Origin of the sequence: Achromobacter dolens (genome assembly GCF_902859745.1) — a bacterium.
GTDB classification, from domain to species: Bacteria; Pseudomonadota; Gammaproteobacteria; order Burkholderiales; family Burkholderiaceae_B; genus Achromobacter; species Achromobacter dolens.
The window spans coordinates 13,029-38,240 of the sequence record NZ_CADIJW010000023.1 but is presented as its reverse complement, the minus strand read 5'-3'; the positions used below and the strand labels follow the sequence as shown (position 1 = coordinate 38,240).

At 64.7% G+C, this 25,212-nt stretch carries 32 protein-coding genes; 26 read left to right on the top strand and 6 right to left on the bottom strand.

The genetic code is table 11. The annotated features are described in order from the left end of the window. Positions 1-6 precede the first annotated feature (6 nt). Positions 7-1,179, bottom strand: coding sequence for a substrate-binding domain-containing protein (locus HV783_RS16945; RefSeq protein WP_054500241.1), 1,173 nt, complete (start codon positions 1,177-1,179; stop codon positions 7-9). A 16-nt stretch (positions 1,180-1,195) separates the two neighbouring features. After that, positions 1,196-2,092 (bottom strand): alpha/beta fold hydrolase, encoded by an 897-nt coding sequence (locus HV783_RS16940; protein ID WP_175189532.1) that lies wholly within the window; start codon positions 2,090-2,092, stop codon positions 1,196-1,198. Between the two features lie 164 nt (positions 2,093-2,256). Here HV783_RS16940 and HV783_RS16935 point away from each other — a divergent pair, with 164 nt between their 5' ends. Next, complete coding sequence (locus tag HV783_RS16935) at positions 2,257-3,219, top strand: AraC-like ligand-binding domain-containing protein (protein ID WP_175189531.1); 963 nt, start codon at positions 2,257-2,259, stop codon at positions 3,217-3,219. Positions 3,220-3,260: 41 nt separating this feature from the next. Here HV783_RS16935 and HV783_RS16930 read toward each other — a convergent pair whose 3' ends face one another. After that, entirely contained in the window at positions 3,261-4,688 is a 1,428-nt protein-coding gene (locus HV783_RS16930) for an NAD-dependent succinate-semialdehyde dehydrogenase (protein WP_006389621.1), read from the bottom strand. A 186-nt stretch (positions 4,689-4,874) separates the two neighbouring features. Here HV783_RS16930 and HV783_RS16925 point away from each other — a divergent pair, with 186 nt between their 5' ends. The 19 genes from HV783_RS16925 (at position 4,875) to rplQ (ending at position 15,034) form a co-directional block, all read left to right on the top strand. Further along, positions 4,875-5,639 (top strand): aspartyl/asparaginyl beta-hydroxylase domain-containing protein, encoded by a 765-nt coding sequence (locus HV783_RS16925; protein ID WP_054500244.1) that lies wholly within the window; start codon positions 4,875-4,877, stop codon positions 5,637-5,639. A gap of 353 nt (positions 5,640-5,992) precedes the next feature. Beyond that, complete coding sequence (rplN, locus tag HV783_RS16920) at positions 5,993-6,361, top strand: 50S ribosomal protein L14 (RefSeq protein ID WP_006216531.1); 369 nt, start codon at positions 5,993-5,995, stop codon at positions 6,359-6,361. An 11-nt stretch (positions 6,362-6,372) separates the two neighbouring features. Further along, complete coding sequence (gene rplX, locus HV783_RS16915) at positions 6,373-6,693, top strand: 50S ribosomal protein L24 (RefSeq protein ID WP_006389623.1); 321 nt, start codon at positions 6,373-6,375, stop codon at positions 6,691-6,693. Between the two features lie 12 nt (positions 6,694-6,705). Continuing rightward, positions 6,706-7,245, top strand: coding sequence for a 50S ribosomal protein L5 (gene rplE / locus HV783_RS16910; protein WP_006389624.1), 540 nt, complete (start codon positions 6,706-6,708; stop codon positions 7,243-7,245). Between the two features lie 12 nt (positions 7,246-7,257). Next, positions 7,258-7,563, top strand: a complete 306-nt coding sequence (gene rpsN / locus HV783_RS16905; protein WP_006227037.1) for a 30S ribosomal protein S14 — start codon at positions 7,258-7,260, stop codon at positions 7,561-7,563. Between the two features lie 10 nt (positions 7,564-7,573). Further along, positions 7,574-7,969, top strand: a complete 396-nt coding sequence (gene rpsH, locus HV783_RS16900; protein ID WP_006216525.1) for a 30S ribosomal protein S8 — start codon at positions 7,574-7,576, stop codon at positions 7,967-7,969. A gap of 12 nt (positions 7,970-7,981) precedes the next feature. Then, positions 7,982-8,515, top strand: a complete 534-nt coding sequence (gene rplF, locus HV783_RS16895) for a 50S ribosomal protein L6 (RefSeq protein WP_049077235.1) — start codon at positions 7,982-7,984, stop codon at positions 8,513-8,515. A 21-nt stretch (positions 8,516-8,536) separates the two neighbouring features. Next, the gene (gene rplR, locus HV783_RS16890; RefSeq protein WP_006389627.1) at positions 8,537-8,902 is read left to right on the top strand and encodes a 50S ribosomal protein L18; all 366 of its coding nucleotides are present in this window, start codon (positions 8,537-8,539) and stop codon (positions 8,900-8,902) included. A gap of 15 nt (positions 8,903-8,917) precedes the next feature. After that, positions 8,918-9,439 (top strand): 30S ribosomal protein S5, encoded by a 522-nt coding sequence (rpsE, locus tag HV783_RS16885; protein WP_006389628.1) that lies wholly within the window; start codon positions 8,918-8,920, stop codon positions 9,437-9,439. Positions 9,440-9,442: 3 nt separating this feature from the next. Then, positions 9,443-9,628 (top strand): 50S ribosomal protein L30, encoded by a 186-nt coding sequence (gene rpmD, locus HV783_RS16880; protein ID WP_006216520.1) that lies wholly within the window; start codon positions 9,443-9,445, stop codon positions 9,626-9,628. A 9-nt stretch (positions 9,629-9,637) separates the two neighbouring features. After that, a complete protein-coding gene (gene rplO / locus HV783_RS16875; RefSeq protein WP_020925824.1) occupies positions 9,638-10,078 on the top strand; it encodes a 50S ribosomal protein L15 in 441 nt (146 codons plus the stop codon). Between the two features lie 14 nt (positions 10,079-10,092). Further along, the gene (gene secY / locus HV783_RS16870) at positions 10,093-11,418 is read left to right on the top strand and encodes a preprotein translocase subunit SecY (protein WP_006389630.1); all 1,326 of its coding nucleotides are present in this window, start codon (positions 10,093-10,095) and stop codon (positions 11,416-11,418) included. Between the two features lie 7 nt (positions 11,419-11,425). Continuing rightward, a complete protein-coding gene (gene infA, locus HV783_RS16865; RefSeq protein ID WP_003806927.1) occupies positions 11,426-11,644 on the top strand; it encodes a translation initiation factor IF-1 in 219 nt (72 codons plus the stop codon). Between the two features lie 34 nt (positions 11,645-11,678). Continuing rightward, the gene (rpmJ, locus tag HV783_RS16860) at positions 11,679-11,792 is read left to right on the top strand and encodes a 50S ribosomal protein L36 (RefSeq protein ID WP_003806928.1); all 114 of its coding nucleotides are present in this window, start codon (positions 11,679-11,681) and stop codon (positions 11,790-11,792) included. A gap of 43 nt (positions 11,793-11,835) precedes the next feature. Next, positions 11,836-12,201 carry a 30S ribosomal protein S13 gene (gene rpsM / locus HV783_RS16855; RefSeq protein ID WP_006389632.1) on the top strand — a complete coding sequence of 122 codons (366 nt, stop codon included), beginning with the start codon at positions 11,836-11,838 and terminating at the stop codon, positions 12,199-12,201. A 15-nt stretch (positions 12,202-12,216) separates the two neighbouring features. Then, positions 12,217-12,618, top strand: a complete 402-nt coding sequence (gene rpsK / locus HV783_RS16850) for a 30S ribosomal protein S11 (RefSeq protein ID WP_006216516.1) — start codon at positions 12,217-12,219, stop codon at positions 12,616-12,618. 11 nt (positions 12,619-12,629) lie between these two features. Next, entirely contained in the window at positions 12,630-13,253 is a 624-nt protein-coding gene (gene rpsD / locus HV783_RS16845; RefSeq protein ID WP_006389633.1) for a 30S ribosomal protein S4, read from the top strand. 213 nt (positions 13,254-13,466) lie between these two features. After that, positions 13,467-14,453 carry a DNA-directed RNA polymerase subunit alpha gene (locus HV783_RS16840; protein ID WP_006216514.1) on the top strand — a complete coding sequence of 329 codons (987 nt, stop codon included), beginning with the start codon at positions 13,467-13,469 and terminating at the stop codon, positions 14,451-14,453. A 188-nt stretch (positions 14,454-14,641) separates the two neighbouring features. Beyond that, the gene (gene rplQ, locus HV783_RS16835) at positions 14,642-15,034 is read left to right on the top strand and encodes a 50S ribosomal protein L17 (protein WP_006389635.1); all 393 of its coding nucleotides are present in this window, start codon (positions 14,642-14,644) and stop codon (positions 15,032-15,034) included. A gap of 101 nt (positions 15,035-15,135) precedes the next feature. On the opposite strand, the gene HV783_RS16830 is transcribed toward rplQ, so the two are convergent. Next, positions 15,136-15,573 carry an HIT family protein gene (locus tag HV783_RS16830; protein WP_049077232.1) on the bottom strand — a complete coding sequence of 146 codons (438 nt, stop codon included), beginning with the start codon at positions 15,571-15,573 and terminating at the stop codon, positions 15,136-15,138. A 119-nt stretch (positions 15,574-15,692) separates the two neighbouring features. On the opposite strand from HV783_RS16830, the gene cutA reads away from it, so the two are divergent. From cutA to HV783_RS16815, 3 genes are all read left to right on the top strand, one after another. Next, on the top strand, positions 15,693-16,040 hold the full coding sequence (gene cutA / locus HV783_RS16825) for a divalent-cation tolerance protein CutA (protein ID WP_054500245.1): 348 nt from the start codon (positions 15,693-15,695) through the stop codon (positions 16,038-16,040). A 32-nt stretch (positions 16,041-16,072) separates the two neighbouring features. Then, a complete protein-coding gene (gene dsbD, locus HV783_RS16820; RefSeq protein ID WP_421422003.1) occupies positions 16,073-17,914 on the top strand; it encodes a protein-disulfide reductase DsbD in 1,842 nt (613 codons plus the stop codon). 131 nt (positions 17,915-18,045) lie between these two features. Beyond that, positions 18,046-18,909 (top strand): DMT family transporter, encoded by an 864-nt coding sequence (locus tag HV783_RS16815; RefSeq protein WP_054472680.1) that lies wholly within the window; start codon positions 18,046-18,048, stop codon positions 18,907-18,909. A 128-nt stretch (positions 18,910-19,037) separates the two neighbouring features. On the opposite strand, the gene hemB is transcribed toward HV783_RS16815, so the two are convergent. Both hemB and yihA read right to left on the bottom strand, forming a co-directional pair. Then, entirely contained in the window at positions 19,038-20,054 is a 1,017-nt protein-coding gene (gene hemB / locus HV783_RS16810; RefSeq protein ID WP_175189529.1) for a porphobilinogen synthase, read from the bottom strand. Next, complete coding sequence (gene yihA, locus HV783_RS16805) at positions 20,051-20,674, bottom strand: ribosome biogenesis GTP-binding protein YihA/YsxC (RefSeq protein WP_049077223.1); 624 nt, start codon at positions 20,672-20,674, stop codon at positions 20,051-20,053. The genes hemB and yihA overlap by 4 nt, the downstream gene beginning before the upstream one ends. A 255-nt stretch (positions 20,675-20,929) precedes the next feature. Here yihA and HV783_RS16800 point away from each other — a divergent pair, with 255 nt between their 5' ends. From HV783_RS16800 to ccsB, 3 genes are all read left to right on the top strand, one after another. After that, complete coding sequence (locus HV783_RS16800) at positions 20,930-21,631, top strand: c-type cytochrome (protein WP_100503279.1); 702 nt, start codon at positions 20,930-20,932, stop codon at positions 21,629-21,631. A gap of 117 nt (positions 21,632-21,748) precedes the next feature. Further along, on the top strand, positions 21,749-23,827 hold the full coding sequence (locus HV783_RS16795; protein ID WP_175189528.1) for a cytochrome c biogenesis protein ResB: 2,079 nt from the start codon (positions 21,749-21,751) through the stop codon (positions 23,825-23,827). An 8-nt stretch (positions 23,828-23,835) separates the two neighbouring features. Further along, positions 23,836-25,182 (top strand): c-type cytochrome biogenesis protein CcsB, encoded by a 1,347-nt coding sequence (gene ccsB, locus HV783_RS16790; RefSeq protein WP_006392019.1) that lies wholly within the window; start codon positions 23,836-23,838, stop codon positions 25,180-25,182. The last annotated feature ends 30 nt before the right edge of the window (positions 25,183-25,212 follow it).

Genomic DNA, 25,212 nt, shown 5'->3' with positions numbered 1-25,212 from the left:
CAGGGCTCAGCGTTTGTTCTGGATCGGCACCGCCATCTGGTCGGGCGTGATTTCCTTGACCAGATCCTGCACCGCCCACGGCACCGAGGCATCGTTCTTGATGCGGAAGTGGTACATCGACTGCATGGCCTGGTGGTCTTCCGGGCGGAAGGTCATCTTGCCCTTGGGCGTGTCGAAGCTCATGCCTTCCATTGTCTTGATGAGCGTGTCGGTGTCGCTCTTGCCGGCGCTCTTGTTCAGCGCGGTGACGATGGCGATGGCGGCGGACATGCCGCCCGCGGTGAAGAAGTCCGGCGGCTGGCCGTAGCGCTTCTGGTGCTCGGCCACCAGCCAGTCGTTGATCGGGTTCCTGGGGATGCCGTAGTAGTAATAGGTCGCGCCTTCCATGCCGGCCAGCGATTTGAGCGGCGTCATCGCGGCCAACGTGTTGCCGCCGGTGGCGATCTCGATGCCGAAGCGCTTGGGGTCGAGATCGGCGATCTTGAACGGATTGCCGGCGCCGGCCCACAGGATGAAGATGATCTTGCGGCCCGGCTTATCCTTGAGCGCGTCGAACAGGCGTTGCGCGCCGGCGGTGAAGTCGGTGGCGTTGGCCGGCAGGTATTCCTCGTGCACGATCCTGGCCTGCTTGAGCGCGCCCTTGAAGGCCTTGACGCCGTCGCGGCCGAACGCGTAGTCCTGTGCCAGCATGGCAATGGACGTGTCCGGCTGGTCGAAGGCGACGGCGTTGGCGATGGCGTCCTGCGATGAATTGCGGCCGGTGCGGAAGATGTACTTGTTCCACTTGTCGCCGGTGATCGAATCGGCCACCGCCGGTTCCACCAGCAGGATCTTCTCGTACTCCTCGGCGATCGGCAGCATGGCCAGCGCCACGCCCGACGAGGTCGGGCCCACCGCGATGTCGGCATTGTCGTCAGCGTAGGCCGAGGCGAGCTGGGCGCGGGCGACGTCGGGCTTGCCCTGGTTGTCCTTCTCGATCACGCGGATCTTGCGCCCGGCCACCGTCATGGTGCCTTGCGTGGCGTATTCCAGGCCCAGCATCAGGCCGTTGTGGGTCTGCTTGGCGTAGGCCTCCAGCGGCCCGGTCTTGTCGTAGACGTGCGCCACGACGAAGTCCTTTGCCATGGCGGCCGAACTCAGGCACAGGCCGGCCAGCGCGGCGAGCAGGATGCGTTTCATGGGAGTCTCCTTGGTCCTAGTGGACGCCGGCGGCTGCGTCGGCGGCCGGCGTGGCGAGAAATTGGCGGACGGCCTCGATCTGCGGCGCGACGTTCAGCGCTGGCGCGTGGCCGCAATCCGGAAAATCGATGCGCCGCGCGCGCGGGCCGCGGCGGGTCATGGCCTCGGCCACCTCGGGCAGCAGCAGGTCGGAATCGGCGCCGCGCAGCAGCAGCAGCGGCATGCGCAGCGTGTCGTATTCGGTCCAGCGCTCGTAGTCCGCCGGATGATGCTGGAACTGCCCGACGATGGCCGGATCGTAGTGCGCCGTGACCCGGCCGTCGGGCAGGCGGCGCACCGAGGTCTCGGCCATGCGGCGCCATTGCTCGTCGCTCTGCCAGCCATACGGCTTGTAGGCGGCGCGCAGCCAGGATTCCAGTTCGGTGACGGTGTCGAAGGCCGGCGGGTTGCCGGCATAGGCCATGATGCGGTCGATGGCCGGCTGCGGCAGCGACGGCCCGATGTCGTTGACCACCAGGTGTGTGATGCGGTCCTTGAGCGTGGTGGCGGCGGCGTACATGCCGGTGGCGCCGCCCATCGAGGTGCCGACCCAGCGCACCCGGCCCAGCCCCAGGCCGTCGAGCAGGGCGCGCGCCAGCCGGGCGTAGAAATCCAGCCGGTACTCGGCCACCGGATCGGGGCTCCATTGCGACAGCCCACGGCCGATCGTGTCGGGGCAGAGGATGCGGTAGTCGCCGGCCAGCGCCTGCGCCAGTTCGTCGAAGTCGCGGCCGGTCCGGGCCAGGCCGTGCCACATGATGAGCGCGGGGGCGTCCGGACGGCCCCATTCGGTGTAATGCAGCTCGCGGCCTTCGCAGCGCAGATAGCGCGAAGCCGGCGTGTGGCGAGCGGCCTGTGCGGGCGCGTTGGCCATGCGTCTCCTCCCGGGTTGTCCAGGTTGTATGCTTGTGGCGCTGACTATAGACTTGCGCCAGGCGCGGCCACAATGCGCCGGACCGCCCGCGGCAGGGTGAGTCAAGAATATGTAGACGCAGGGTCACGAGCCCCCGGCGACCCCGCGAACCAGGAGACCGCGCCATGCCCGACACGGAATTCGCCACTTCGGCCGTTGCTGGCGCCGAGCGGTACGAGCAATGGCGCGCGGCCCTGTCGGATGCCTTCGGGCCGTTCGAGGTGCACCATGGCCAGGCCGGCCAATTCGCCGGCCACGTGCGCTATGTGCGGCGCGCCAGCCTGCAGTTCAACGACCTGCACTATCAGGGACAGAGGATCGAGCGCACGCCCGGCAATGCCTCGCGGCTGGACCAGGAGTTCTACACCTTCGGTCTGCCTCTGGCCGGGCCGCTGGCCGTGGTGCAGCAGGGCCGCGAATTCCAGGTCGAGCCCGGCTGCGTCTACCTGATGAACCAGAGCCTGCCGTACCAGGCGACCGCGCTTGGCGCCGACGGCTACCGCAGCCTGAGCGTGTCGTTCCCGCGCAGCGCGCTGTCTCAGCGCGATTCGCGCATCGGTCCCTTCTACAAGCTGCGCGTCGACGACGGGTCGCCACGCGGCGCGATGCTGGCCAGCTACATGGACCACCTTTTCAAGGGGCTGGACGGTTGGTCGCCGGCGGAAGCGGCCGAACTGGGCGAACGGCTGGTCGACCTGATCGTGCTGTTCCTGGTGCAGCCGGGGCAGGGGCATGCGTCGCAAGCCGACAGCAGCGTGACCATGGCGCATCGCCAGCGCGCCATGGCCTATATTCGCCAGCACCTGGCCGACCCGGCGCTGTCGCCGCAGCGGGTGGCGCAGGGCTGCGGCCTGTCGGTGGCCTACCTGCACCGCGTCTTCCAGGCGGGCGACCTCTCGGTGGAAAGTTTCGTCTTCGATCAGCGCCTGGAGCGCTGCCGCGAACTGCTGCTGAACCCGGCCCAGCGTCACCGCGGCATCGCCGAACTGGCGTACCAGGCCGGCTTTGCCCACCCCTCGCATTTCAGCCGCCTGTTCAGGCGCCGCTTCGGCGTGTCGCCGCGCGAGTGGCGTGCGGCGCAGCAATGAAAAAGGCCCGCTTGCGCGGGCCTTGTCGCGAACAATAGCGATCAGATGTGCGTGATGAACTTGGTGACCAGGTAGCCGTCGAACGTTTCCAGTCCGCCTTCGCTGCCGATGCCGCTGTCCTTGATGCCGCCGAACGGCGTCTCGGCCAGCGCGCTGCCGAAATGGTTGATGTTGACCATGCCGGCTTCCAGGCCGTTGGAGACCTTGGTGGCGGTCTGCAGCGAATTGGTGAAGACGTAGGAAGACAGGCCGAACGGCAGGCTGTTGGCGCGCGCCAGCACTTCATCGGTGTCGGTGAAGCGGACCACCGGCGCCACCGGGCCGAAGGGTTCCTCGGTCATCAGCATGGAGTTGTCGGGCAGGTCGGTCACCACGGTGGGGGCGAAGAAGAAGCCCTTGCGGTCCAGCGGGCCGCCGCCGACGACCACCTTGCCGCCATGCTTCTTGGCGTCGTCGATGAAGGCGCTCATGGCGGGCACGCGGCGCTCGTGCGCCAGCGGGCCCATGTCGGTCCCGGCTTCCAGGCCGTCGCCGACCTTGATGTTCTTGAGCACGTCGGAGAAACGCGCCAGGAATTGCTCGTAGGCGCCGTTCTGGACGTAGAAACGGGTCGGCGAGACGCACACCTGGCCGGCGTTGCGCACCTTGAACTTGGCCAGCATGGTGGCGGCGCGGTCGATGTCGGCGTCGTCGAACACCAGCACCGGCGAGTGGCCGCCCAGTTCCATGGTGACGCGCTTCATGTGCGCGCCGGCCAGCGCCGCCAACTGCTTGCCCACCGGCACGGAACCGGTGAACGACACCTTGCGCACGATCGGCGAACGAATCAGGTAGTCGGAAATCTTGGCCGGTTCGCCCCAGACGATGTTCAGGCAGCCCTTGGGCAGGCCGGCGTCGTGGAACATGCGGGCGATCGCCATGACGGCACTGGGCGAGTCTTCCGGACCCTTCAGCACCACCGTGCAGCCGGCGCCGAGAGCGGCGGCGATCTTGCGGATGGCCTGGTTGTAGGGGAAGTTCCAGGGCGTGAAGGCGGCGCAGACGCCGATCGGCTCGCGCACCACGATCTGGCGCACGTCCGGGTTGCGCGGCGGGATCACGCGGCCGTAGATGCGGCGGCATTCCTCGGCGTGCCAGTCGGCGTGTTCGGCGCAGGAGGTGACTTCGCCGATGGCCTCGGCCAGCGGCTTGCCCTGGTCCAGCGTCATGTTGCGGCCGATTTCCTTGGCGCGCTCGCGCGACAGGGTGGCGACCTTGCGCAGGATGGCCGAACGATCCATGGGAGAAGACTTCTTCCAGGATTCGAACGCGCGCTGGGCGGCGGCTAGCGCACGGTCCAGATCCGCTTCGGTGGCGTGAGGCAGCTGGCCGAGCACTTCCAGCGTGGCCGGGTTGATGACGTCCTGGGTGCGCCTGCCCTCGCCGGCGACGAATTCGCCGTCGATATACAGCGCCAACTGTTCATACATGCCTGTCTTTCCTTGCGAAATAGGAGTGGGTAGCGATCGCAATCGCCCATGCCAGTCTAAACCAGCTTGTCCGCCGCGGGGAGGGCCAATCTCCGTCGCCGGCTAGGAGCCAATGGCCGGCACTTGCGCCCCGGGTGCGCCATGGACAAAATGATGCATCTTTGGAAGTCTATATAGATACCTATTGTGCAACCTGCCGATACGCGTCCGCCCAGCCAGCCCAGTGTCTATTCCCGCGTCTTCTTCCGTTTCATCGACTGGTTGCGCCACCGCATCGCGCGAGCCTCCCTGGTGGGGGACCACCCGATCTTCCAGAACCGCCAGTTCCCCTGGATCGCCCGCCTCGAGGCGCAGGCGCCCGCGATCCGCGCCGAGCTGATGGCCCTGCTGGCCGAGCGCGAGCAGTTGCCGTCCTTCCATGAACTGTCCCCGGATGTCGGCATGATTACCTCCGACGACCAGTGGAAGACCTTCGTCTTCATGGGCTACGGCCTGCGCTCGGACCGCAACCTGGCGCGCTGTCCGGCCACCGCCCAGGCGCTGCGCGAGATTCCCGGCCTGCGCACCGCGTTCTATTCCATCCTCGAGCCGGGCAAGCGCATTCCGCTGCACACCGGCCCCTACAACGGCGTCCTGCGCCTGCACCTGGGGCTGCTGGTGCCGCAGCCGGCCGAACGCTGTTGGATCGAGGTGGGCGGCGAGCGCTACCACTGGAAGGAAGGCGAGGCCGTGGTGTTCGACGACCTCTATCCGCACCAGGTGCACAATGACACGGACGGCACCCGCGCGGTGTTGTTCGTCGACTTCGAACGTCCCTGCCGGGCGCCGATCCGCTGGCTGAACCGGCTGGTGTTGATGGCGGCGCCGTTCACCGACGAGATCCGGCGCGGCAAGGCGAACCACGACGCCTGGGAACGCAATTACTACCGGGATAAAACGGGGGCGGATTAATTCGGCCCCTGACCGGGGGGAAACGCGACGGTTGTCCACAGGCGCTGTCGCGTATTTGCTCACTATCTCAACAAAGGCCTTGCGCTCAAAATCTAACCAGGCTAGAATGGTCAGCTTTCCCAGATTGTCGATTGGCCTGGAACTAGCCGGGCCAACGTGTTGGGGGAATACCCGCAGGATTTCAACCCAGGGTCGTTGCGTTGCCACCAGCTGATGGTTTCAGGGCGAAAGCTCAAGACCAGCCAGCAACAAAGCAGGGCGGCTGACCTGACGGGACCAAAACTGGCAGGAATTGCAGTGTTCCCTTTTTTGGGGAAAACCGTATTTCCAGTTAAGTTGGAACAGGAAAAATCATGATCCAAATGCAGACCACGCTGGACGTGGCCGATAACACTGGTGCGCGTCATGTCATGTGCATTAAGGTGCTCGGTGGCTCCAAGCGCCGTTATGCCGGTATCGGCGACATCATCAAGGTGAGCGTCAAAGATGCGGCTCCGCGCGGACGCGTCAAGAAAGGCGAAATTTACAATGCCGTGGTGGTTCGTACCGCCAAGGGCGTGCGCCGTAAGGACGGTTCGCTGATTCGTTTCGGTGGCAATGCCGCCGTGTTGCTCAATGCCAAGCTGGAGCCCATCGGCACCCGCATCTTCGGACCCGTTACGCGTGAACTGCGTACCGAGAAGTTCATGAAGATCGTGTCGCTGGCCCCGGAAGTGCTGTAAGGAGCCCTACGATGAACAACATTCGTAAAGGCGACGAAGTCATCGTCCTGACCGGCCGCGACAAGAAGCGTCGCGGTACCGTGCTGGCGCGCGTCGATGCCGACCACGTCCTGGTCGAAGGCGTCAACGTCGTCAAGAAGCACGTGAAAGCCAACCCGATGGCCAACAACCCGGGTGGCATCGTCGAAAAGACCATGCCGATCCACATCTCGAATGTGGCGCTCTTCAACCCCGCCACCGGTCGTGGCGACCGCGTCGGCGTGCAAGAAGTCGAAGGCCGCAAGGTTCGCGTGTTCCGTTCCAATGGTGCCGTTGTCGGCGCCAAGGCGTAAGGGGCGATAGACATGTCTCGTTTGCAAGATTTCTACAAGAGCAAGGTCGCTGGCGACCTGCAGGCCAAGTTCGGCTACAAGAGCGCCATGGAAGTGCCGCGCATCACCAAGATCACCCTGAACATGGGTGTCTCGGAAGCCGTCGCCGACAAGAAGGTCATCGAGCACGCTGTCTCGGACCTGACCAAGATCGCTGGCCAAAAGCCTGTCGTGACCAAGACCAAGAAGGCTATCGCCGGTTTCAAGATCCGCGAAAACTACCCGATCGGTTGCATGGTCACGCTGCGTGGTCAACGCATGTACGAATTCCTGGATCGCCTGGTGGCGGTTGCGCTGCCTCGCGTGCGCGACTTCCGCGGCATCTCGGGTCGTGCTTTCGACGGCCGTGGCAACTACAACATCGGGGTGAAAGAGCAGATCATTTTCCCCGAAATCGAGTACGACAAGATCGACGCGCTGCGTGGGCTGAACATCAGCATCACCACCACCGCGAAGACCGACGAAGAAGCCAAGGCGCTGTTGACGGCCTTCAGCTTCCCGTTCCGTAACTAAGGGGCTGATGACGTGGCTAAACTTTCCCTCATCAATCGCGACATCAAGCGCGCCAAGCTGGCTGACAAGTTCGCCGCCAAGCGCGCTGAGTTGAAGTCGATCATCGACGACCAGTCGAAGACCGACGAAGAACGTTACCAAGCTCGGCTCAAGCTGCAACAGCTGCCGCGCAATGCCAACCCGACGCGTCAACGTAACCGTTGCGTGGTCACCGGTCGTCCGCGCGGTGTGTTCCGCAAGTTCGGCCTGACGCGCCACAAACTGCGTGAAATGGCGATGAAGGGTGAAATCCCCGGCATCACCAAGGCCAGCTGGTAGGAGAAAGAATATGAGCATGAGCGATCCCATCGCCGATATGCTGACCCGCATTCGCAATGCGCAGCAAGTGGACAAAGTTACGGTGAGCATGCCCTCCTCGAAGCTGAAGGCGGCCATTGCCGCCGTGCTGAAGGACGAAGGCTACATCGACAGCTTTGAAATCAAGGGCACCCAGGCCAAGCCTGAGCTCGAGATCACCCTGAAGTACTACGCTGGCCGTCCGGTCATCGAGCGCATCGAACGCGTTTCGCGCCCCGGTCTGCGTATCTACAAGGGCCGTACCAGCATTCCTCAGGTCATGAACGGCCTGGGCGTGGCTATCGTGTCGACCTCGCGCGGCGTCATGACCGACCGTAAGGCTCGCGCCAACGGCGTCGGCGGCGAAGTGCTGTGCTACGTGGCCTAAGGAGAAATTCGAATGTCACGTATCGCTAAGTATCCGGTCGACCTGCCCAAGGGTGTCGAAGCCGACATCAAGCAGGATCAGATCACCGTCAAGGGCCCGCTGGGTTCCCTGACCCAAGCCCTGACTGGCGACGTTACGGTTCAGTTGGACAACGGCAAGCTGACGTTTGTCGCCGCCAACGAAACCCGTCACGCCAACGCCATGTCGGGTACCGTGCGCGCGCTGGTGGCCAACATGGTCAACGGCGTGAGCAAGGGATTCGAGCGCAAGCTGAATCTGGTTGGCGTGGGTTACCGCGCCTCGATTCAAGGCGACGCCGTTAAGCTGCAGCTCGGTTTCTCGCACGACGTTTTGCACAAGTTGCCGGCCGGTATCAAGGCCGAATGCCCCACCCAGACGGAAATCGTCATCAAGGGCTCCAACAAGCAAGTCGTCGGTCAGGTGGCCGCTGAAATCCGCGCGTACCGCGAACCCGAACCCTACAAGGGCAAGGGCGTGCGTTACTCGGACGAACGCGTCGTCATCAAAGAAACCAAGAAGAAATAACGGCGCACGCAAGGACGAATCATGGACAAAAAAGTTTCCCGTTTGCGTCGTGCGGTTCCGACCCGCCGGAAGATCAACGAGCTGCGCGTTCATCGCCTCTCGGTTTTCCGCTCGAACCAGCACATCTACGCCAATATCATTTCGCCGGAAGGCGATCGCGTTCTGGTCAGCGCCTCGACGGTGGAAGCCGAAGTGCGCGCCCAGTTGGCTGGCCAGACCGGCCAAGGTGGCAACAAGGCCGCCGCTTCGCTGGTTGGCAAGCGCGTGGCTGAAAAGGCCAAGGCTGCCGGTATCGAACTGGTCGCTTTCGATCGCTCGGGCTTTCGTTACCATGGCCGCGTGAAAGCGCTGGCCGATGCCGCGCGTGAAGCCGGCCTGAAGTTCTAAGCGAGGATCTGTCAAATGGCTAAAGTACAAGGCAAGAACGCCGCGGAAAAAGAGAACGATGACGGCCTCCGCGAAAAGATGATCGCGGTCAACCGCGTGAGCAAAGTGGTCAAGGGTGGTCGCACCATGAGCTTTGCCGCGCTGACCGTGGTTGGCGATGGCGATGGCCGCGTCGGCATGGGCAAGGGCAAGGCGCGTGAAGTGCCGGTGTCGGTTCAGAAGGCTATGGAACAGGCCCGTCGCGGCATGTTCAAGGTGGCCCTGAAGAACGGCACGCTGCACCACACCGTGGTCGGCAAGCATGGCGCCGCCACCGTGCTGATTTCGCCCGCTGCTGAAGGTACCGGCGTCATCGCCGGCGGCCCGATGCGCGCTATTTTCGAAGTGATGGGTGTGCGTAACGTGGTTGCCAAGAGCCTGGGCTCGAGCAACCCCTACAACATGGTTCGCGCCACGTTGAATGGCCTGCGCGCCTCCCTGACCCCGGCGGATGTTGCTGCCAAGCGCGGCAAGACCGTCGAAGAGATCCTGGGGTAAATCATGGCTCAGAAGCAGATCAAAGTGACCCTCGTGCGCTCCGTGATCGGTACCAAGCAATCGCACCGTGACACGGTTCGCGGTCTGGGCTTGGGCCGTATCAACAGCAGCCGCGTGCTGGTCGATACGCCCGAGGTGCGTGGGATGATCCGTAAGGTGGATTATCTCGTTTCCGTCTCGGAAGCCTAAGGAATCACCATGTCGGATATGCAACTTAATACGCTGAAGCCCGCCGAGGGCAGCAAGCACGCCAAGCGCCGCGTCGGCCGTGGCATCGGTTCGGGTCTGGGTAAGACCGCCGGCCGTGGTCACAAGGGTCAGAAGTCGCGTTCGGGCGGTTTCCATAAGGTTGGCTTCGAAGGCGGTCAAATGCCGCTGCAGCGTCGCCTGCCCAAGCGTGGTTTCACCCCGCTCGGTCAGCACCTGTACGCCGAAGTCCGTCTGTCGGACCTGCAAGCCGTGCCCGTCGACGAAATCGACGTGCAAGTGCTGAAGGCGGCTGGCGTGATTGGCCAGGCGGTTCGTTACGCCAAGGTCATCAAGTCGGGTGAACTCTCGCGCAAGGTCGTGCTCAAGGGCATTACCGCGACGGCTGGCGCTCGCGCCGCCATCGAAGCCGCGGGCGGCTCGCTTGCTTGATCACGAGGTGACGAGTGGCTAACGCGCAGGCATTGGGTAAAACCGGAACGCGGTACGGCGACCTCAAGCGCCGCCTCGTGTTCCTGGTGCTCGCCCTGGTGGTTTACCGTTTGGGTACACACATCCCCGTTCCGGGTATCAACCCGGACGCGCTGGCGGACTTGTTCCGCCAGAACCAGGGCGGGATCCTGGGCCTGTTCAACATGTTCTCGGGCGGGGCGCTCTCGCGCTTCTCGATTTTTGCCCTGGGGATCATGCCGTACATTTCGGCATCCATCATCATGCAGTTGATGTCGGTGGTGGTGCCGTCGCTGGAAGCGCTCAAGAAAGAGGGCGAGGCCGGCCGTCGGAAGATTACCCAATACACCCGCTACGGCACGGTCGTGCTGGCGCTGGTGCAGGCAGTGGGCATTTCGGTTGCGCTTGAGTCCCAGCAGGGACTTGTGATCGATCCGGGCATGCTGTTTCGCTTCACGACCGTCGTGACCCTGGTCACCGGCACCATGTTCGTCATGTGGCTGGGTGAGCAGATCACGGAGCGCGGTCTCGGCAACGGGATTTCCATCCTGATCTTCGCAGGTATCGTTGCGGGCCTGCCCGCGGCGCTGGCTGCACTGTTGGACCTGGTCCGCACCAACGCGATGTCCGTGCTGTCGGCACTGTTCATCGTGGCCCTGGTGGTGCTGGTTACCGCTTTTGTGGTGTTCGTGGAACGCGGACAGCGCAAGATCACGGTGAACTACGCCAAGCGTCAGGTCGGCAACAAGGTCTACGGTGGTCAAAGCTCGCACCTGCCGCTGAAGCTGAACATGGCCGGGGTGATTCCGCCGATCTTCGCGTCGTCGATCATCCTGTTCCCGGCCACGATCACGAGCTGGTTCTCCAGCAGTGAGAACATGCGCTGGCTTAGCGACCTGGCTGCGGCCCTGTCGCCTCGTCAACCGCTCTACATCACGCTGTATTCGGTCGCGATTATTTTCTTCTGCTTTTTCTACACGGCTCTGGTGTTCAACAGCCGCGAAACGGCGGACAACCTGAAGAAGAGTGGTGCGTTTGTTCCGGGCATCCGTCCGGGCGAACAGACGGCCCGCTACATCGACAAGATCCTGATGCGTCTGACGCTCGCAGGTGCCATCTACATCACGTTGGTGTGCCTGTTGCCGGAATTCCTGGTGATGCGGTGGAACGTCCCCTTCTACTTCGGTGGTACGTCTCTGTTGATTATTGTGGTGGTGACGATGGATTTCATGGCGCAGGTCCAGGCCTACATGATGTCTCACCAGTACGACTCGTTGCTCAAGAAGGCTAACTTCAAGGGCGCGGGTTTGCCGATGCGGTAAGCAAAAGATGTCCAAGGACGACGTCATTCAGATGCAAGGCGAGGTTCTTGAGAACCTCCCGAACGCGACATTTCGCGTCAAGCTCGAAAACGGCCACGTGGTGTTGGGCCATATTTCCGGCAAGATGCGTATGCATTACATCCGGATCCTGCCGGGTGACAAGGTCACAGTGGAGCTCACGCCCTATGACCTGACGCGAGCCAGGATTGTTTTCCGCTCCAAGTGAGCGAAACCGGATTACGGAAAATTAGGAGTCAACCATGAAAGTAATGGCATCGGTTAAGCGGATCTGCCGCAACTGCAAAGTTATCAAACGTCACGGCGTGGTGCGCGTTATCTGCACCGACCCGCGTCACAAGCAGCGTCAAGGCTAACTCGGGTTAGCGACTACGCAACGGATTTATTCAAGGAACAGTCATGGCCCGTATTGCTGGCATTAACATTCCGCCGCATCAGCACGCCGAGATCGGCCTGACCGCCATTTTTGGCATCGGTCGTACGCGCGCTCGCAAGATCTGCGAAGCGGCTAACGTCCCGTTTGACAAAAAGGTCAAGGATCTGAGCGACGCTGAACTGGAACGCGTCCGCGAACACGTTGGTGTGTTCACGGTCGAAGGTGACCTGCGTCGTGAAGTGCAGCTCTCGATCAAGCGTTTGATCGACCTGGGAACCTACCGCGGCATGCGCCACAAGCGCGGCCTGCCCGTGCGCGGCCAGCGCACTCGCACCAACGCCCGCACCCGCAAGGGCCCGCGTCGTGCTGCTGCGTCCCTGAAGAAATAATCGAGGAACTGGATTATGGCGAAAGCTTCCACCAGCGGCGCTTCGCGCGTGCGCAAAAAGGTCAAGAAGAACGTCTCGGACGGCATCGCGCACGTTCACGCTTCGTTCAACAACACCATCATCACCATCACCGACCGTCAGGGCAACGCTTTGTCGTGGGCCACGTCGGGCGGTGCTGGCTTCAAGGGTTCGCGTAAGTCGACCCCGTTCGCCGCGCAGGTCGCCGCTGAAACGGCCGGCCGTGTCGCGCTGGAATACGGCATCAAGACGCTGGAAGTGCGTATCAAGGGCCCCGGCCCCGGCCGTGAATCGTCGGTCCGCGCCCTGAACGCGCTGGGCATCAAGATCTCGTCCATCGCCGACATCACGCCCGTTCCGCACAACGGCTGCCGTCCGCCGAAGCGTCGTCGTATCTAAAGGGAATCCACATGGCACGTTATATTGGACCCAAATGCAAGCTCTCGCGCCGCGAGGGTACTGACCTGTTCCTGAAGAGCGCCCGCCGCTCGCTGGATTCCAAGTGCAAGCTGGATTCCAAGCCTGGCCAACACGGCCGCACTTCGGGTGCCCGCACTTCCGACTACGGCCTGCAGCTGCGCGAAAAGCAAAAGCTCAAGCGCATGTACGGCGTGCTGGAAAAGCAATTCCGCAAGTACTTCGCTGAAGCCGAGCGTCGCCGTGGCAACACCGGCGAAACGCTGATCCAGCTGCTGGAATCGCGCCTGGACAACGTCGTCTACCGCATGGGCTTCGGCTCGACCCGCGCCGAAGCTCGCCAGCTGGTGAGCCACCGCGCCATCGAACTGAACGGCCACACCGCCGACATCGCTTCGATGCTGGTCAAGGCTGGCGACGTCATCTCGATCCGCGAAAAGGCCAAGAAGCAAGGCCGTATCAAGGAATCGCTCGACCTGGCCACCAGCATCGGCATCCCCCAGTGGGTGGAAGTCGACACGACCAAGCTGACCGGCACGTTCAAGTCGGCTCCCGATCGCGCTGACGTCGCTCGCGACATCAACGAATCGATGGTCGTCGAACTGTACTCGCGTTAATCACGCCTGCCGGCGCCTCCTTCGCAAGGTGCTGGCACGCTGGTTTCGCGACCGGTTTGCAAGTCTCGCAGCAGCCCGCTTTCCGCCGTTTGGCGGGGCGGGCTTTGCGGTAAGTATCGGGCGGCTTTTTGCGCTGCCCGCGTTTCACGTTTCAACCTGTCCATCAGCCTTATCGGTGTAACGAGCCGAGGGTATTGAAAAGGAACACAGTACATGTCCACTCAAGGTTTCCTGAAGCCGCGCTCCATTGAAGTCGAACCGGTCGGCACCCACCATGCCAAGATCGTGATGGAGCCGTTCGAGCGCGGCTACGGCCATACGCTGGGCAACGCCCTGCGCCGCATCCTGCTGTCTTCGATGACCGGCTACGCGCCGACCGAAGTCCAGATGACGGGCGTGGTGCACGAATACTCGACCATCCCGGGCGTTCGCGAAGATGTCGTCGACATCCTGCTGAACCTGAAGGGCGTGGTCTTCAAGCTGCACAACCGTGACGAAGTCACCCTGGTCCTGCGCAAGACCGGCGCCGGCACCGTGCTGGCCAGCGACATCGAGCTGCCGCACGACGTCGAGATCATCAACCCCGGCCACGCCATCTGCAACCTGACGGACGCGGGCAAGCTGGAAATGCAGATCAAGGTCGAGAAGGGCCGCGGCTACGTGCCGGGCAACGTGCGCGCGCTGTCGGAAGACCGCACCCACACCATCGGCCGCATCGTTCTGGACGCCTCGTTCAGCCCGGTCCGCCGCGTCAGCTACGCGGTTGAAAGCGCCCGTGTGGAACAGCGCACCGACCTGGACAAGCTGGTCCTGGACATCGAAACCAACGGCGTCATCTCGCCCGAGGAAGCGGTGCGCCAGTCGGCTCGCATCCTGATGGACCAGATCTCGGTCTTCGCCGCCCTGGAAGGCGCCGGCGATTCGTACGAAGCCCCGGTCCGCGGCACGCCGCAGATCGACCCGGTGCTGCTGCGTCCGGTCGACGACCTGGAACTGACCGTGCGTTCGGCCAACTGCCTGAAGGCCGAAAACATCTACTACATCGGCGACCTGATCCAGCGTACCGAGAACGAACTGCTCAAGACCCCGAACCTGGGTCGCAAGTCGCTCAACGAGATCAAGGAAGTCCTGGCTGCACGCGGCCTGACGCTGGGCATGAAGCTCGAAAACTGGCCCCCGCTGGGCCTGGAGCGTCCGTAAGTCTTGCAAGGGTGGCGCCCCTCTCGCAGGGGCGTTTCCCGCGGCGCCCGGCTTCACCGCCGGGCGGTTTGCGAAACCGTCGTAAAATGCACCGTTTTCCACCGGACCGCGGCCTGGTTGCAGGTCGATAGAAGAGCCGGATAACCCGATGGCGGAAACGCCTTCATTAGATTCAAAGGATACTTATCATGCGTCACGGTAATGGCTTGCGTAAGCTCAACCGCACCAGCAGTCACCGTCTTGCCATGTTCCGCAACATGGCCGTTTCGTTGATCACCCACGAAGCCATCAAGACCACGCTGCCCAAGGCGAAAGAACTGCGCCGCGTCATCGAACCCCTGATCACGCTGGGTAAAGAACCCACCCTCGCGAACAAGCGTCTGGCTTTTGCCCGTCTGCGCGATCGCGATGCCGTGGTGAAGCTGTTCGCCGAAATCGGCCCGCGCTACGCGGCCCGCAACGGCGGCTACACCCGCGTGCTGAAGATGGGTTTCCGTCAAGGCGACAACGCGCCCATGGCTTTCATGGAGCTGGTCGACCGTCCGGAAGTCGATGAGGCCGCTGAGGACAGCGCCGAATAAGTTTCGGTGTCTAGATAAGCGACAAGGGCGGGTCTTCGGACCCGCCCTTGTTTTTTGCGCGGCGCTTGCGGGCCGTCCAGGCAGTGCAGGCGCGCCGATCGTTATGAGGCGTACAGCTCCCCCCGCAATTGCGCGGCCGTGGCCGCCAGGGCCTCCTGGGGCGCCTGCGGCGGCATGCGGAACGTCAGGTCCTGCTGCTCGATGTACTGGGTCGAGGTCACATCCTGCGGATGGTGCATGGGGATCACATGCGCATGGGTATGCGCGACGTGGATGCCGGTGAAGGCGAAGCCGACGCGGTCCACCCCGTATAGCCGCTTCATGTGGCGGCCGAGCTTCTGCCCCAGGTTGACGATGTGGCCGGCCAGGTCGGCGGGCATGTCCTCGTAGTAGGGATAGTGCTGCTTGGGAATGATGAGCGTGTGGCCGGGGCGCACCGGCTGGATGTCCAGGAACGCCATCAGGCGGTCGTCTTCGTGGATGATGTGGGCCGGGATCTCGTGGCGGGCGATGCGGCAGAACAGGCAGTTATCGGACATGCTTGCCTCGGAGGGGATGGGTGCGCGATGGCCGCGGGTCTGATTGTCGGCGGACGCGGGCGGCGATACCGATAAAATACCCCGAGTTACATCCCACACGGGTATTCCCAGGAGGCTCCATGTTGCGCGATGACGACGTCGTGCTGGTCATCAGCAATGCGCCGGACCTGTTGCTGGCCAAGCGCATCGCTCACGTGCTGGTCGAGGATGGCCTGGCCGCCTGCGTGAACCTTGGGGCGCCGGGCCTGTCCATCTACCAGTGGCAAGGCGAGGTGGAGGGGGCCGAGGAAATCCCCATCCACATCAAGACCACCTACGCGCGCCACAAGGCCGTGGTCCAGGCCCTGGCGCAGATGCATCCCTACGACGTGCCCGAAATCATCGTGCTGCCGGTCATCGGCGGCGCCGCGCCCTATCTCGACTGGGTGCGCCAGCAGACGGCCATCGTGCAGAACAAGAGAGACTGATGTTGCAACCCGCGGTCCGAACCGGCGCACCGATGCGTGCCTTTTTCCCCAAGTTGCTGGCGCTGCTGGCCATGGCCATGCTGTGGCTGGCCTGGAACGCGCCGGCGCGCGCCGAGGCCGAATTCCTCGAACCCGAAAAGGCCTTCGTCTTCAGCGCGGCGATGGCCACGCCGGATACCGTCGAGCTGCGTTTCCGCGTGGCGCCAGGCTACTACATGTACCGCGAGCGCTTCGGCATCAGCATCAGTCCGCTGGGTGCGGCCACGCTGGGCGAGCCGGTCTACCCCAAGGGCGACGTCAAATACGACCCGACCTTCGAGAAGGACATGGAGGTCTATCACCAGGACGTGCTGATCCGCGTGCCGGTGACGCCCGGCGGCCAACCGTTCACGCTGACGCTGACCGGCCAGGGCTGCGCCGATGCCGGCCTGTGCTATCCGCCAATGGACAGCAGTGTGAAGCTGACGCCGGTGGCGGGCGGCTACGCGCTGGCGGGCGGCGGGGGCGCCTCGGCCGCGCCGGCCGCTGCGGGCGGCGGCCTGAGCGCGCTGGTGAACGCGGGCGATACCGGCCTGGCCGATGCGCTGGGCGGATTGGGCTGGATCAAGACGGCCGGCGTGTTCCTGGTGCTGGGCCTGCTGCTGGCGTTCACGCCCTGCGTGCTGCCGATGATTCCCATCCTGTCGTCGATCGTGCTGGGCGGCGCCAGTCAGGAACGCCCGACGCGCGGCCGCGGCCTGGCGCTGGCGGCAACCTACGTGCTGGGCATGTCGGTGGTCTACACCGCGCTGGGCGTGGCCGCCGGCCTGAGCGGCGCGGGCCTGGCCGCGTGGCTGCAGACGCCGTGGATCCTGACCCTGTTCGCGATCCTGCTGGCGGTGCTGGCGCTGGCGATGTTCGATGCCTTCACCTTCCAGATGCCGTCCGGCATCCAGGCGCGGCTGGCCGAGCGCTCGTCGCGCATTCCAGGCGGCCGTTACACCGGCGCGTTGCTGATGGGCGCGTTGTCGGCGCTGATCGTCGGGCCGTGCGTGGCCGCGCCGCTGGCCGGCGCGTTGCTGTACATCTCGCAGACCGGCGACGTGGTGCTGGGCGGCGCGGCCCTGTTCGCGATGGCGTGGGGCATGGGCGTGCCGCTGCTGATTGTCGGCGCCTCGTCGGGCGCGCTGCTGCCCAAGGCCGGGCCGTGGATGGATGGCGTCAAGCGGCTGTTCGGCATGCTGCTGCTGGCGACGGCTTGGTGGATGCTGATTCCGGTGGTGCCGACCTGGGTGCAGATGACGGGCTGGGCCTTCCTGGCGATCGTCGGCGCGGTGATGCTGCGCGCGTTCGACGCGTTGCCGGCGGGCGCCGGCTCGGCGCGCATGTTCGGCAAGGGCATCGGCCTGCTGCTGGCCCTGGCCGCCGCCGCGTGGCTGATTGGCGCGGCCAGCGGCGGCCGCGACGTGCTGCAGCCGCTGTCGCATTTTGCCTCCGGCGGCCCGGCGGCCTCGGGCGCCGCCGCGCATGCTGGCGAGGTGCAGTTCAAGCGCGTGCGCAATAACGCCGAGCTGGACGCGCTGCTGGCCGCGAGCACGCAGCCGGTGATGCTGGACTTCTACGCCGACTGGTGCGTATCGTGCCGCGAGATGGAGCGCTTCACCTTCACCGATCCGGGCGTGGCGCAACGCATGGCCGGCATGCTGCTGGTGCAGGCCGACGTGACCGCCAACAATGCCAACGATCGGGCGTTGCTCAAGCGTTTCCGCCTGTTCGGCCCGCCGGGCATCATGTTCTTCGAACCCGGCGGCAAGGAATTGCCGGACGCGCGCGTGGTGGGCTTCCAGGACGCCAAGCGCTTCACCGAGTCACTGGACCGCGTGCTATTGCGTTGAGCGGTGGCCGGCCGCTACCATGAGGGTTCGCGCCGCGTGGGCGGCGCCTCCAACCCCTCAGGCCGGCGCCCGTGACGTCTCCGACAGTCGATGCAAGCCAGGACCGCACCGGTCTGATCTATCTGCAATTGATGTTCGTGATGGCCACCTGGGGCCTGAACATCGTCTCCATCAAGTATCTGACGCAGCACATGGATATCCGCGCCCTGGCGGCCTTGCGGATCGCCGTGGCGTTCGTCGCCGTCACCCTCATCGTCAAGGCGCGGCGCGGCCGCATTCCGAAGCTGGGACGCGTGGAACTGGCCTGGGTGGCGCTGGCGGGCTTCCTGGTGGTGTATGCGCACCAGACCGCGCTGGTGTACGGGCTGCAGTTCTCGTCGGCCGCCAATGGCACGCTGCTGATGGCCACCAGCCCCTTGCTGTCGGCGTTGCTGGCGGCCCTGTTCTATCGCGAGCGGCTGACGTGGCTGCGGATCGCCGGCGCCTTGCTGGGCCTGGCCGGCGTGGCGATGGTGGTGGTGGGCAGCGGCGCGCAGTTGGGGCTGACCGGCTGGGGCGACGCCATCGTGTTCCTGGCGGTGGCGGTGTTCGTGTTCGGCGGGCTGGTGATCCAGCGCATCTCGCGCACGCTCGATCCCCTGGCGATGCTCTGGTACATGTACCTGGCCGGCGGCCTGATGCTGATGGCGCATGCGGCCATGACGCCCTCGTCGTATGACGCGGACAACTGGAGCATGACGTGGTGGCCATGGCTGGTGCTGCTGTTCTCGGCGGTGATCGCCTCGGGCGTCAGCAACATCCTGTGGAACGCGGGCATTGCCAGGCTGGGGATCAGCCGCGCGGCGCTGTTCGTGAACTGGCTGCCGATCTTCGGCCTGCTGTTCGCCGCGCTGTTCCTGGACGAGCACGTCACGCTGGTGCACGTGGCGGGGCTGGCCTGCATTCTCAGTGGCACCTGGCTGGGCCTGCGCCGCGGCGCGCCGGCGTCGCGTTGAAACCGCGGCGGGCCGCAAGGGCCCGCCGGTAGTTGGCGCGTTGCATGGGCGCGTTTCGTGTGCGCGTTTCATGCCGAGGCGCGCGGATGACGAGCGGGGCGGGGCCGAGCAGGCCCCGCCAGCCGGGATCAGCGCTGCTGCTTGAGCAGCCGCGCCGCTTCGATCGCGAAGTACGTCAGGATGCCGTCGGCGCCGGCGCGCTTGAACGCCAGGAGCGCTTCCATCATGACCTTGTCGTGGTCGAGCCAGCCGTTGGCCGAGGCCGCCTTGATCATCGCGTATTCACCGCTCACCTGGTAGGCGAAGGTCGGGACGCGGAAGGTGTCCTTGACGCGGCGCAGCACGTCGAGGTACGGCATGCCGGGCTTGACCATGACCATGTCGGCGCCTTCCTGCAGGTCGGCCGCGACTTCGCGCAGCGCTTCGTCCAGGTTGCCCGGGTCCATCTGGTAGGCCATTTTGTTGGACTTGCCCAGGTTGGTGGCCGAGCCCACGGCGTCGCGGAACGGGCCGTAGAAGGCGCTGGCGTACTTGGCCGAGTAGGCCATGATCTGGGTGTGGATGTAGCCGTTGGCCTCCAGCGCGCGGCGCACGGCGCCGATGCGGCCGTCCATCATGTCGCTGGGGGCGACCATGTCGACGCCGGCCGCGGCCTGTGTCAGGGCCTGCTTGACGAGGATCTCGACGGTGGGCTCGTTCACGACGTAGCCGTTTTCATCGATGACGCCGTCCTGGCCGTGGCTGGTGTACGGGTCCAGCGCCACGTCGCACAGCACGCCCAGGCCGGGGAATTGTTTTTTCAGTTCGCGCACCACGCGCGGGATCAGGCCGTCGGGGTTGGTGGCTTCGATGCCGTCGGGCGTCTTGAGCGCCGGGTCGATGGCGGGAAACAGCGATAGCACCGGGATGCCCAGCGCCACGCATTCCTCGGCCACCGGCAGCAACGTATCCAGCGAATAGCGCACCACGCCCGGCAGCGACGGCACGGCCTGTTTCAGCCCGCTGCCCTCGGCCACGAAGACCGGATAGATCAGGTCGTTGACGGTGAGGGCGTTCTCGCGCACCAGGCGGCGGGTGTAGTCGTCGCGGCGCAGGCGGCGGGGGCGGGAAACCGGGAAGTCGGGGGTGATGATCTGCGGGTTCATGGTACGACCTTGGGAGAAATCCAGTTTTCTATGTGCGCGCCAGCTTCTTCCAGGCCGATGCGCTCCGGCGCCGAGAAGGGGATGGTGTGCAGGGCGCCGATGTCCGCCAGGTCTTTGCGCACCGAGAACACGGTGCGCACGCGCTGGCCGTAGGGCAGCTTGTCGGCTTTGGTGAGCAGCGCCAGCACCGGGCGTCCGGTGGGGGCGATGAAATTGGCCAGGCGGCGATCCAGTTCGGTGACGCCGCGGCGGATGTCGATGAGCAGCACGATGCCGGCCAGCGATTCGCGGTCGCGCAGGTAGCCGCCCAGGATGTCGGCCCATTTTTCCTTTTCGTCGCGGGCCACGGAGGCATAGCCGTAGCCGGGCAGGTCGACGAGGTAGCCGATGTGGCCTTCGGGGTTCAACGGGTCGGGCAGGCCGAACATGTTGATCAGGCGCGTGCGGCCCGGCGTCTTGCTGGAGAAGGCAAGGCGGCGCTGGTTGCACAGCACGTTGATGGCCGTGGACTTGCCGGCGTTGGAGCGGCCGACGAAGCAAACCTCGGGCGCGTCAGGAGGCGGCAACTGGTCGAGGCGAGCGGCCGACGTAAGGAAAGAGGCGCGATGTAGGAGGGACACGGATGGCTTTGGCTACAGTTGGTTTCGAGCCCTATTGTATAATCCGGCGTTTGCAACAGTGGTCCCCGTGCGCGGAGCCGTCTCTTTTGCTTACCGTTGAGGGCATTTCGTACCCGCCGGTCATCCGGCTTCGAAGGTACTGCCGCCTTTGACGCGCAGGCAAACGGGCAAATCAGGTTCGATACGGTTTTCCAGATGTGCGGGCAGGCGTGGGCGCCTTTTTGCGCCTTGATCGATGTGATCGTCGAGGTCTTCATGAAGCGTGTGCTGTCCCGGATGTTGGTTGCGAGCGGGCTGTTGCTCGGCGCCTCCGCCTTTTCTACTACGAGCTTCGCCGCTGACGGCGCCGCGGGCCCGGCCAAGCCGGATGCCGCCAAGGGCGGGCAGTTGTTTGACCAGGGCGATGCCTCGCGCGGCATCATCGCCTGTGCGTCCTGTCATGGCGCGGCGGGTAACAGCACCATTCCGGTGAATCCCAACCTGGCCGCGCAACCCCACGAATACCTGGTCAAGCAGTTGACCGACTTCCAGGTCAAGCAGGGCGCCAAGCTGCCGGTGCGCAATGGCCCCGGCGGCAATCCGACCCCCATGACCGCCATGGCGCAGAACCTGACGCCGGCCGACATGCAGAACATTGCGCTGTACCTGGCGCAGCAGCCGCTGAAAGAACCCGCCACGGCCGGCCAGGAGAAGTTGGTTGACCTGGGTCAAAAGATCTGGCGCGGCGGTTTGCCCGAGCGCAATGTTCCGGCTTGTGCCGCATGCCATTCTGCCAATGGCGCGGGCATTCCGGGCCAGTACCCCCGCCTGTCGGGCCAGTTCCCCTTGTACATCGAAGAGCAGCTCAAGCTGTTCCGCAGCGGCGATCGCGCCAACGACGTGATGCACGCCGTGGCCGACCGGATGTCGGATGCCGACATCAAGGCCGTGGCGGACTACGCGGCTGGCCTGCGGTAGCCGTACGCCGGCACGCGCGCGGCTGGTCCGCGTTCACGCAACCTGGCATGGCGGAACCTGATTCCGTCATGCGCTGTCTACGAGGGGGGTAGCCGATCGCGCGGCCCCCCTTTTTTCATGAATTCGACTCAGACACACTCCCGTCCCTCCCTGCGCAGCCTGCCCCGCGATCTGTTTGAATTGCTGGGCTCGATGCGTTTCGCCGTCAGCCTGCTGATGTTCATCTGCGTGGCGAGCCTGGTGGGGACGGTCCTGCAGCAAAACCGCTCGTCCAACAACTACATCGACCAGTTCGGGCCGTTCTGGTTCGAGGTGTTCGACAAGTTCTCGATCTGGCACGTCTACAACAGCTGGTGGTTCCTGCTGATCATGGCGTTCCTGGTCATTTCGACGTCCGTCTGCCTGATCCGCAACGCGCCCAAGATGCTGCGCGACGCGCGTTCGTTCCGCGAGCACGTGCGTGGCGGCAGCCTGCGGGCCTTTCCGCACCGGGTCGAGACCGAGGCGCCCACCGACGTGCCGCGGACCGCGGCCGGCCTGACGGCGCTGCTCAAGCGCATGGGCTATGCGGTGCGCGAGCGCCAGGACAGCACGGGCGTGCTGCTGGCGGCCAAGAAGGGCAGCGCCAACCGGCTGGGTTACGTGTTCGCCCACGCCGCCATGGTCATCATCTGTATCGGCGGCCTGCTCGACAGCGAGCTGCCGGTGCGCCTGCAGGTCATGTTTGGCGGCAAGAAACCCATTGTCGAGAACATGCTGATTTCCGAGGTGCCGGAGAGCGGCCGCCTGTCGGTCAACAACCCCAGTTTCCGCGCCAGCGTGCTGGTGCCGGAGAATGGCCAGGCCAGCACCGCGGTCGTGATGGTGGGCGACGGCGCGCTGGTGCAGCCGATGCCGTTCACGCTGAAGCTCAAGAAATTCATCGTCGATTACTACTCGACCGGCATGCCCAGCCGCTTCGCCAGCGAAGTCGAAGTGACCGATCCGGATACCGGCAAGCATTTCGATTCGACCATCGAGGTGAACGAGCCGCTGCGCTTCAAGGGCATGACGGTGTACCAGTCCAGCTTCGATGATGGCGGCAGCACGGTGGTGCTCAAAGGCTACCCGCTGGTGGGCGCCGACAGCGCCACGTTCAATGTTGACGGCACCGTGGGCAAGACTTCCGAAGTAAGCGCTAACACTGCGCGTGGCCCGCGCAGCATGGGCGTGGAAATCACGGCCCTGCGTCCGATCAACGTCGAGGACCTGACCCGCGGCGATCCCAAGGGCGGCAACCAGAGCTTCGCCGAGCATGTGGCCTCCGTGTCCGGCAGCGCCGCCGGCAAGAAGAACGAAAACCTGCGCAACGTGGGTCCCAGCGTCGAATACAAGCTGATCGACGATGCGGGCCAGGCCCACGAGTTCCAGAACTACATGCTGCCGGTGCAACTGGATGGCGCCAGCGTGTTCCTGGCCGGCGTGCGCAACAATGCCTCCGAACCGTTCCGCTATCTGCGCATCCCGGCCGATGACGACAGTTCCGTGGCCGAGTTCATGCGGCTGCGCGCGACGCTGGCCGATCCCGCCGCGCGACAGGAGGCGGCCCGTCGCTTCGCCGAGCGCAACAGCCCCAGCGGCGCCGACCGCCAGCCGCTGCAGACGGCGGCCGAGCGCGCCCTGGAAACCTATGCCTCCGGCGGCCTGCAGGCCGTGGCCGCGTTCCTGCAGGCCAACACGCCGGCCGCCGACCTGGAGCGCGCCGCGGACGTGGTGATCCGCCTGATCGGCGCCAGCATGAACGAACTGCGGGCGGTCGAGCGCGAACGCGCCGGCTTGCCGCCCGTGCCCACAGAAGGCCCCGAGGCCGAGCGTGCCGCGCTCTGGTCGCGCCTGGCGGTGGCGGCCCTGTCCGACCTGACGGTTTATCCGGCGCCGGTCTTCTTCTCCCTGGCCGATTTCAACCACGTGCAGGCCAGCGTGTTCCAGGTCAGCCGCACGCCGGGCAAGAATACGGTCTACCTGGGCAGCCTGTTGCTGGTCCTGGGGGTGTTTTCGATGTTCTATATTCGGGATCGCCGCGTCTGGATCTGGATCAAGCCGCAGGAAGGCGGCTGCGGCATCCTGGCGGCGATGACGTCGCAGAAGCGTACACTCGACTTCAACCAGGAGTTCGATCGCTTCAAGCAGGCGCTGCTGCGCCAGAAAGGGTCTTAAGGTTTCCTATGTCCACGACCACCACCACGCATTCCCCCACGCCCGACAATCTCTGGCAGGACAGCCTGTCCGAGACCGGTGACAGCCGCGCGCAGCGCGGCCGGCCGGACTGGACGGACATCGTGTTCTTCCTGCTGCTGGCGGCGGGCGCCGGTTTCGCGCTGACGCGTTTTAGCGGCGCCATGGACTACTACGAGAAGATCATCCTGTGCGGCACCGTGCCGGTGCTGGCCTGGATGGGCTGGCTGTGGCGGCCCCTGCGCCGCCTGATGGTGGCCTGTGCGATCGCGGCCGGCCTGGCGCTGATGCTCTACGGCAACGACCTGGCGCGGGCCGAACAGGTGTTCTTCCTGAAATACCTGTTCTCGTCGCAGTCGGCCATCCTGTGGATGAGCGCGTTGTTCGCGCTGGCCATGGTCTGCTACTGGATCGGTTTCTTCAGCCCGACCGCGGCCTGGCTGGGCACGGCCCTGACCTGGGGTGCGGTGTTCGCGGGCGTCACCGGCCTGCTGGTGCGCTGGCGCGAGGGCCACCTGATGGGCCCGGATCTGGGCCACATCCCGGTCAGCAACCTGTACGAAGTGTTCGTGCTGTTCGCGCTGATCACGGCGTTGTTCTATCTGTACTACGAACGCAAGTACGCCACGCGCGCGCTGGGCGGCTTCGTGCTGCTGGTGGTGACCTCGGCGGTGGTGTTCCTGCTGTGGTATTCGTTCACGCGCGATGCCGGGCAGATCCAGCCGCTGGTGCCGGCGCTCAAGAGCTGGTGGATGAAGCTGCATGTGCCGGCCAACTTCATCGGCTACGGCACCTTCTCGCTGGCGGCGATGGTCGGCTTCGCCTACCTGGTCAAGCAGCACGGCCAGACCTCGTCGTGGCTCAAGCTGGCGCCGCTGTTCGTGCTGGGCGTGCTGCTGTGCGCCGAGCCGATGGTGTTCCGCACCGACGGCCTGTCGGCCACCTGGATGCTGTATTTCGGCATCGGCGCCGTGATCGTCGGCGCCATCCTGCTGGGCCGGCGCCGCATCGCCGCCGCGCTGCCGCCGCTGGAGGTGCTGGACGACATCATGTACCGCGCCATCGCCATCGGCTTCGCCTTCTTCACCGTGGCGACCATCCTGGGGGCGCTGTGGGCCGCGGACGCCTGGGGCGCCTACTGGCAGTGGGACCCCAAGGAAACCTGGGCGCTGATCGTCTGGCTGAACTACGCGGCCTGGCTGCACATGCGGTTGATCAAGGGCCTGCGCGGCACGATGGCGGCCTATTGGGCGCTGACGGGCCTGCTGATCACCGGCTTCGCCTTCCTGGGCGTGAACATGTTCCTGTCGGGCCTGCATTCCTACGGCCAGCTCTGATCTGGCGCACGGCAAAAGGCCCCGCTTCGA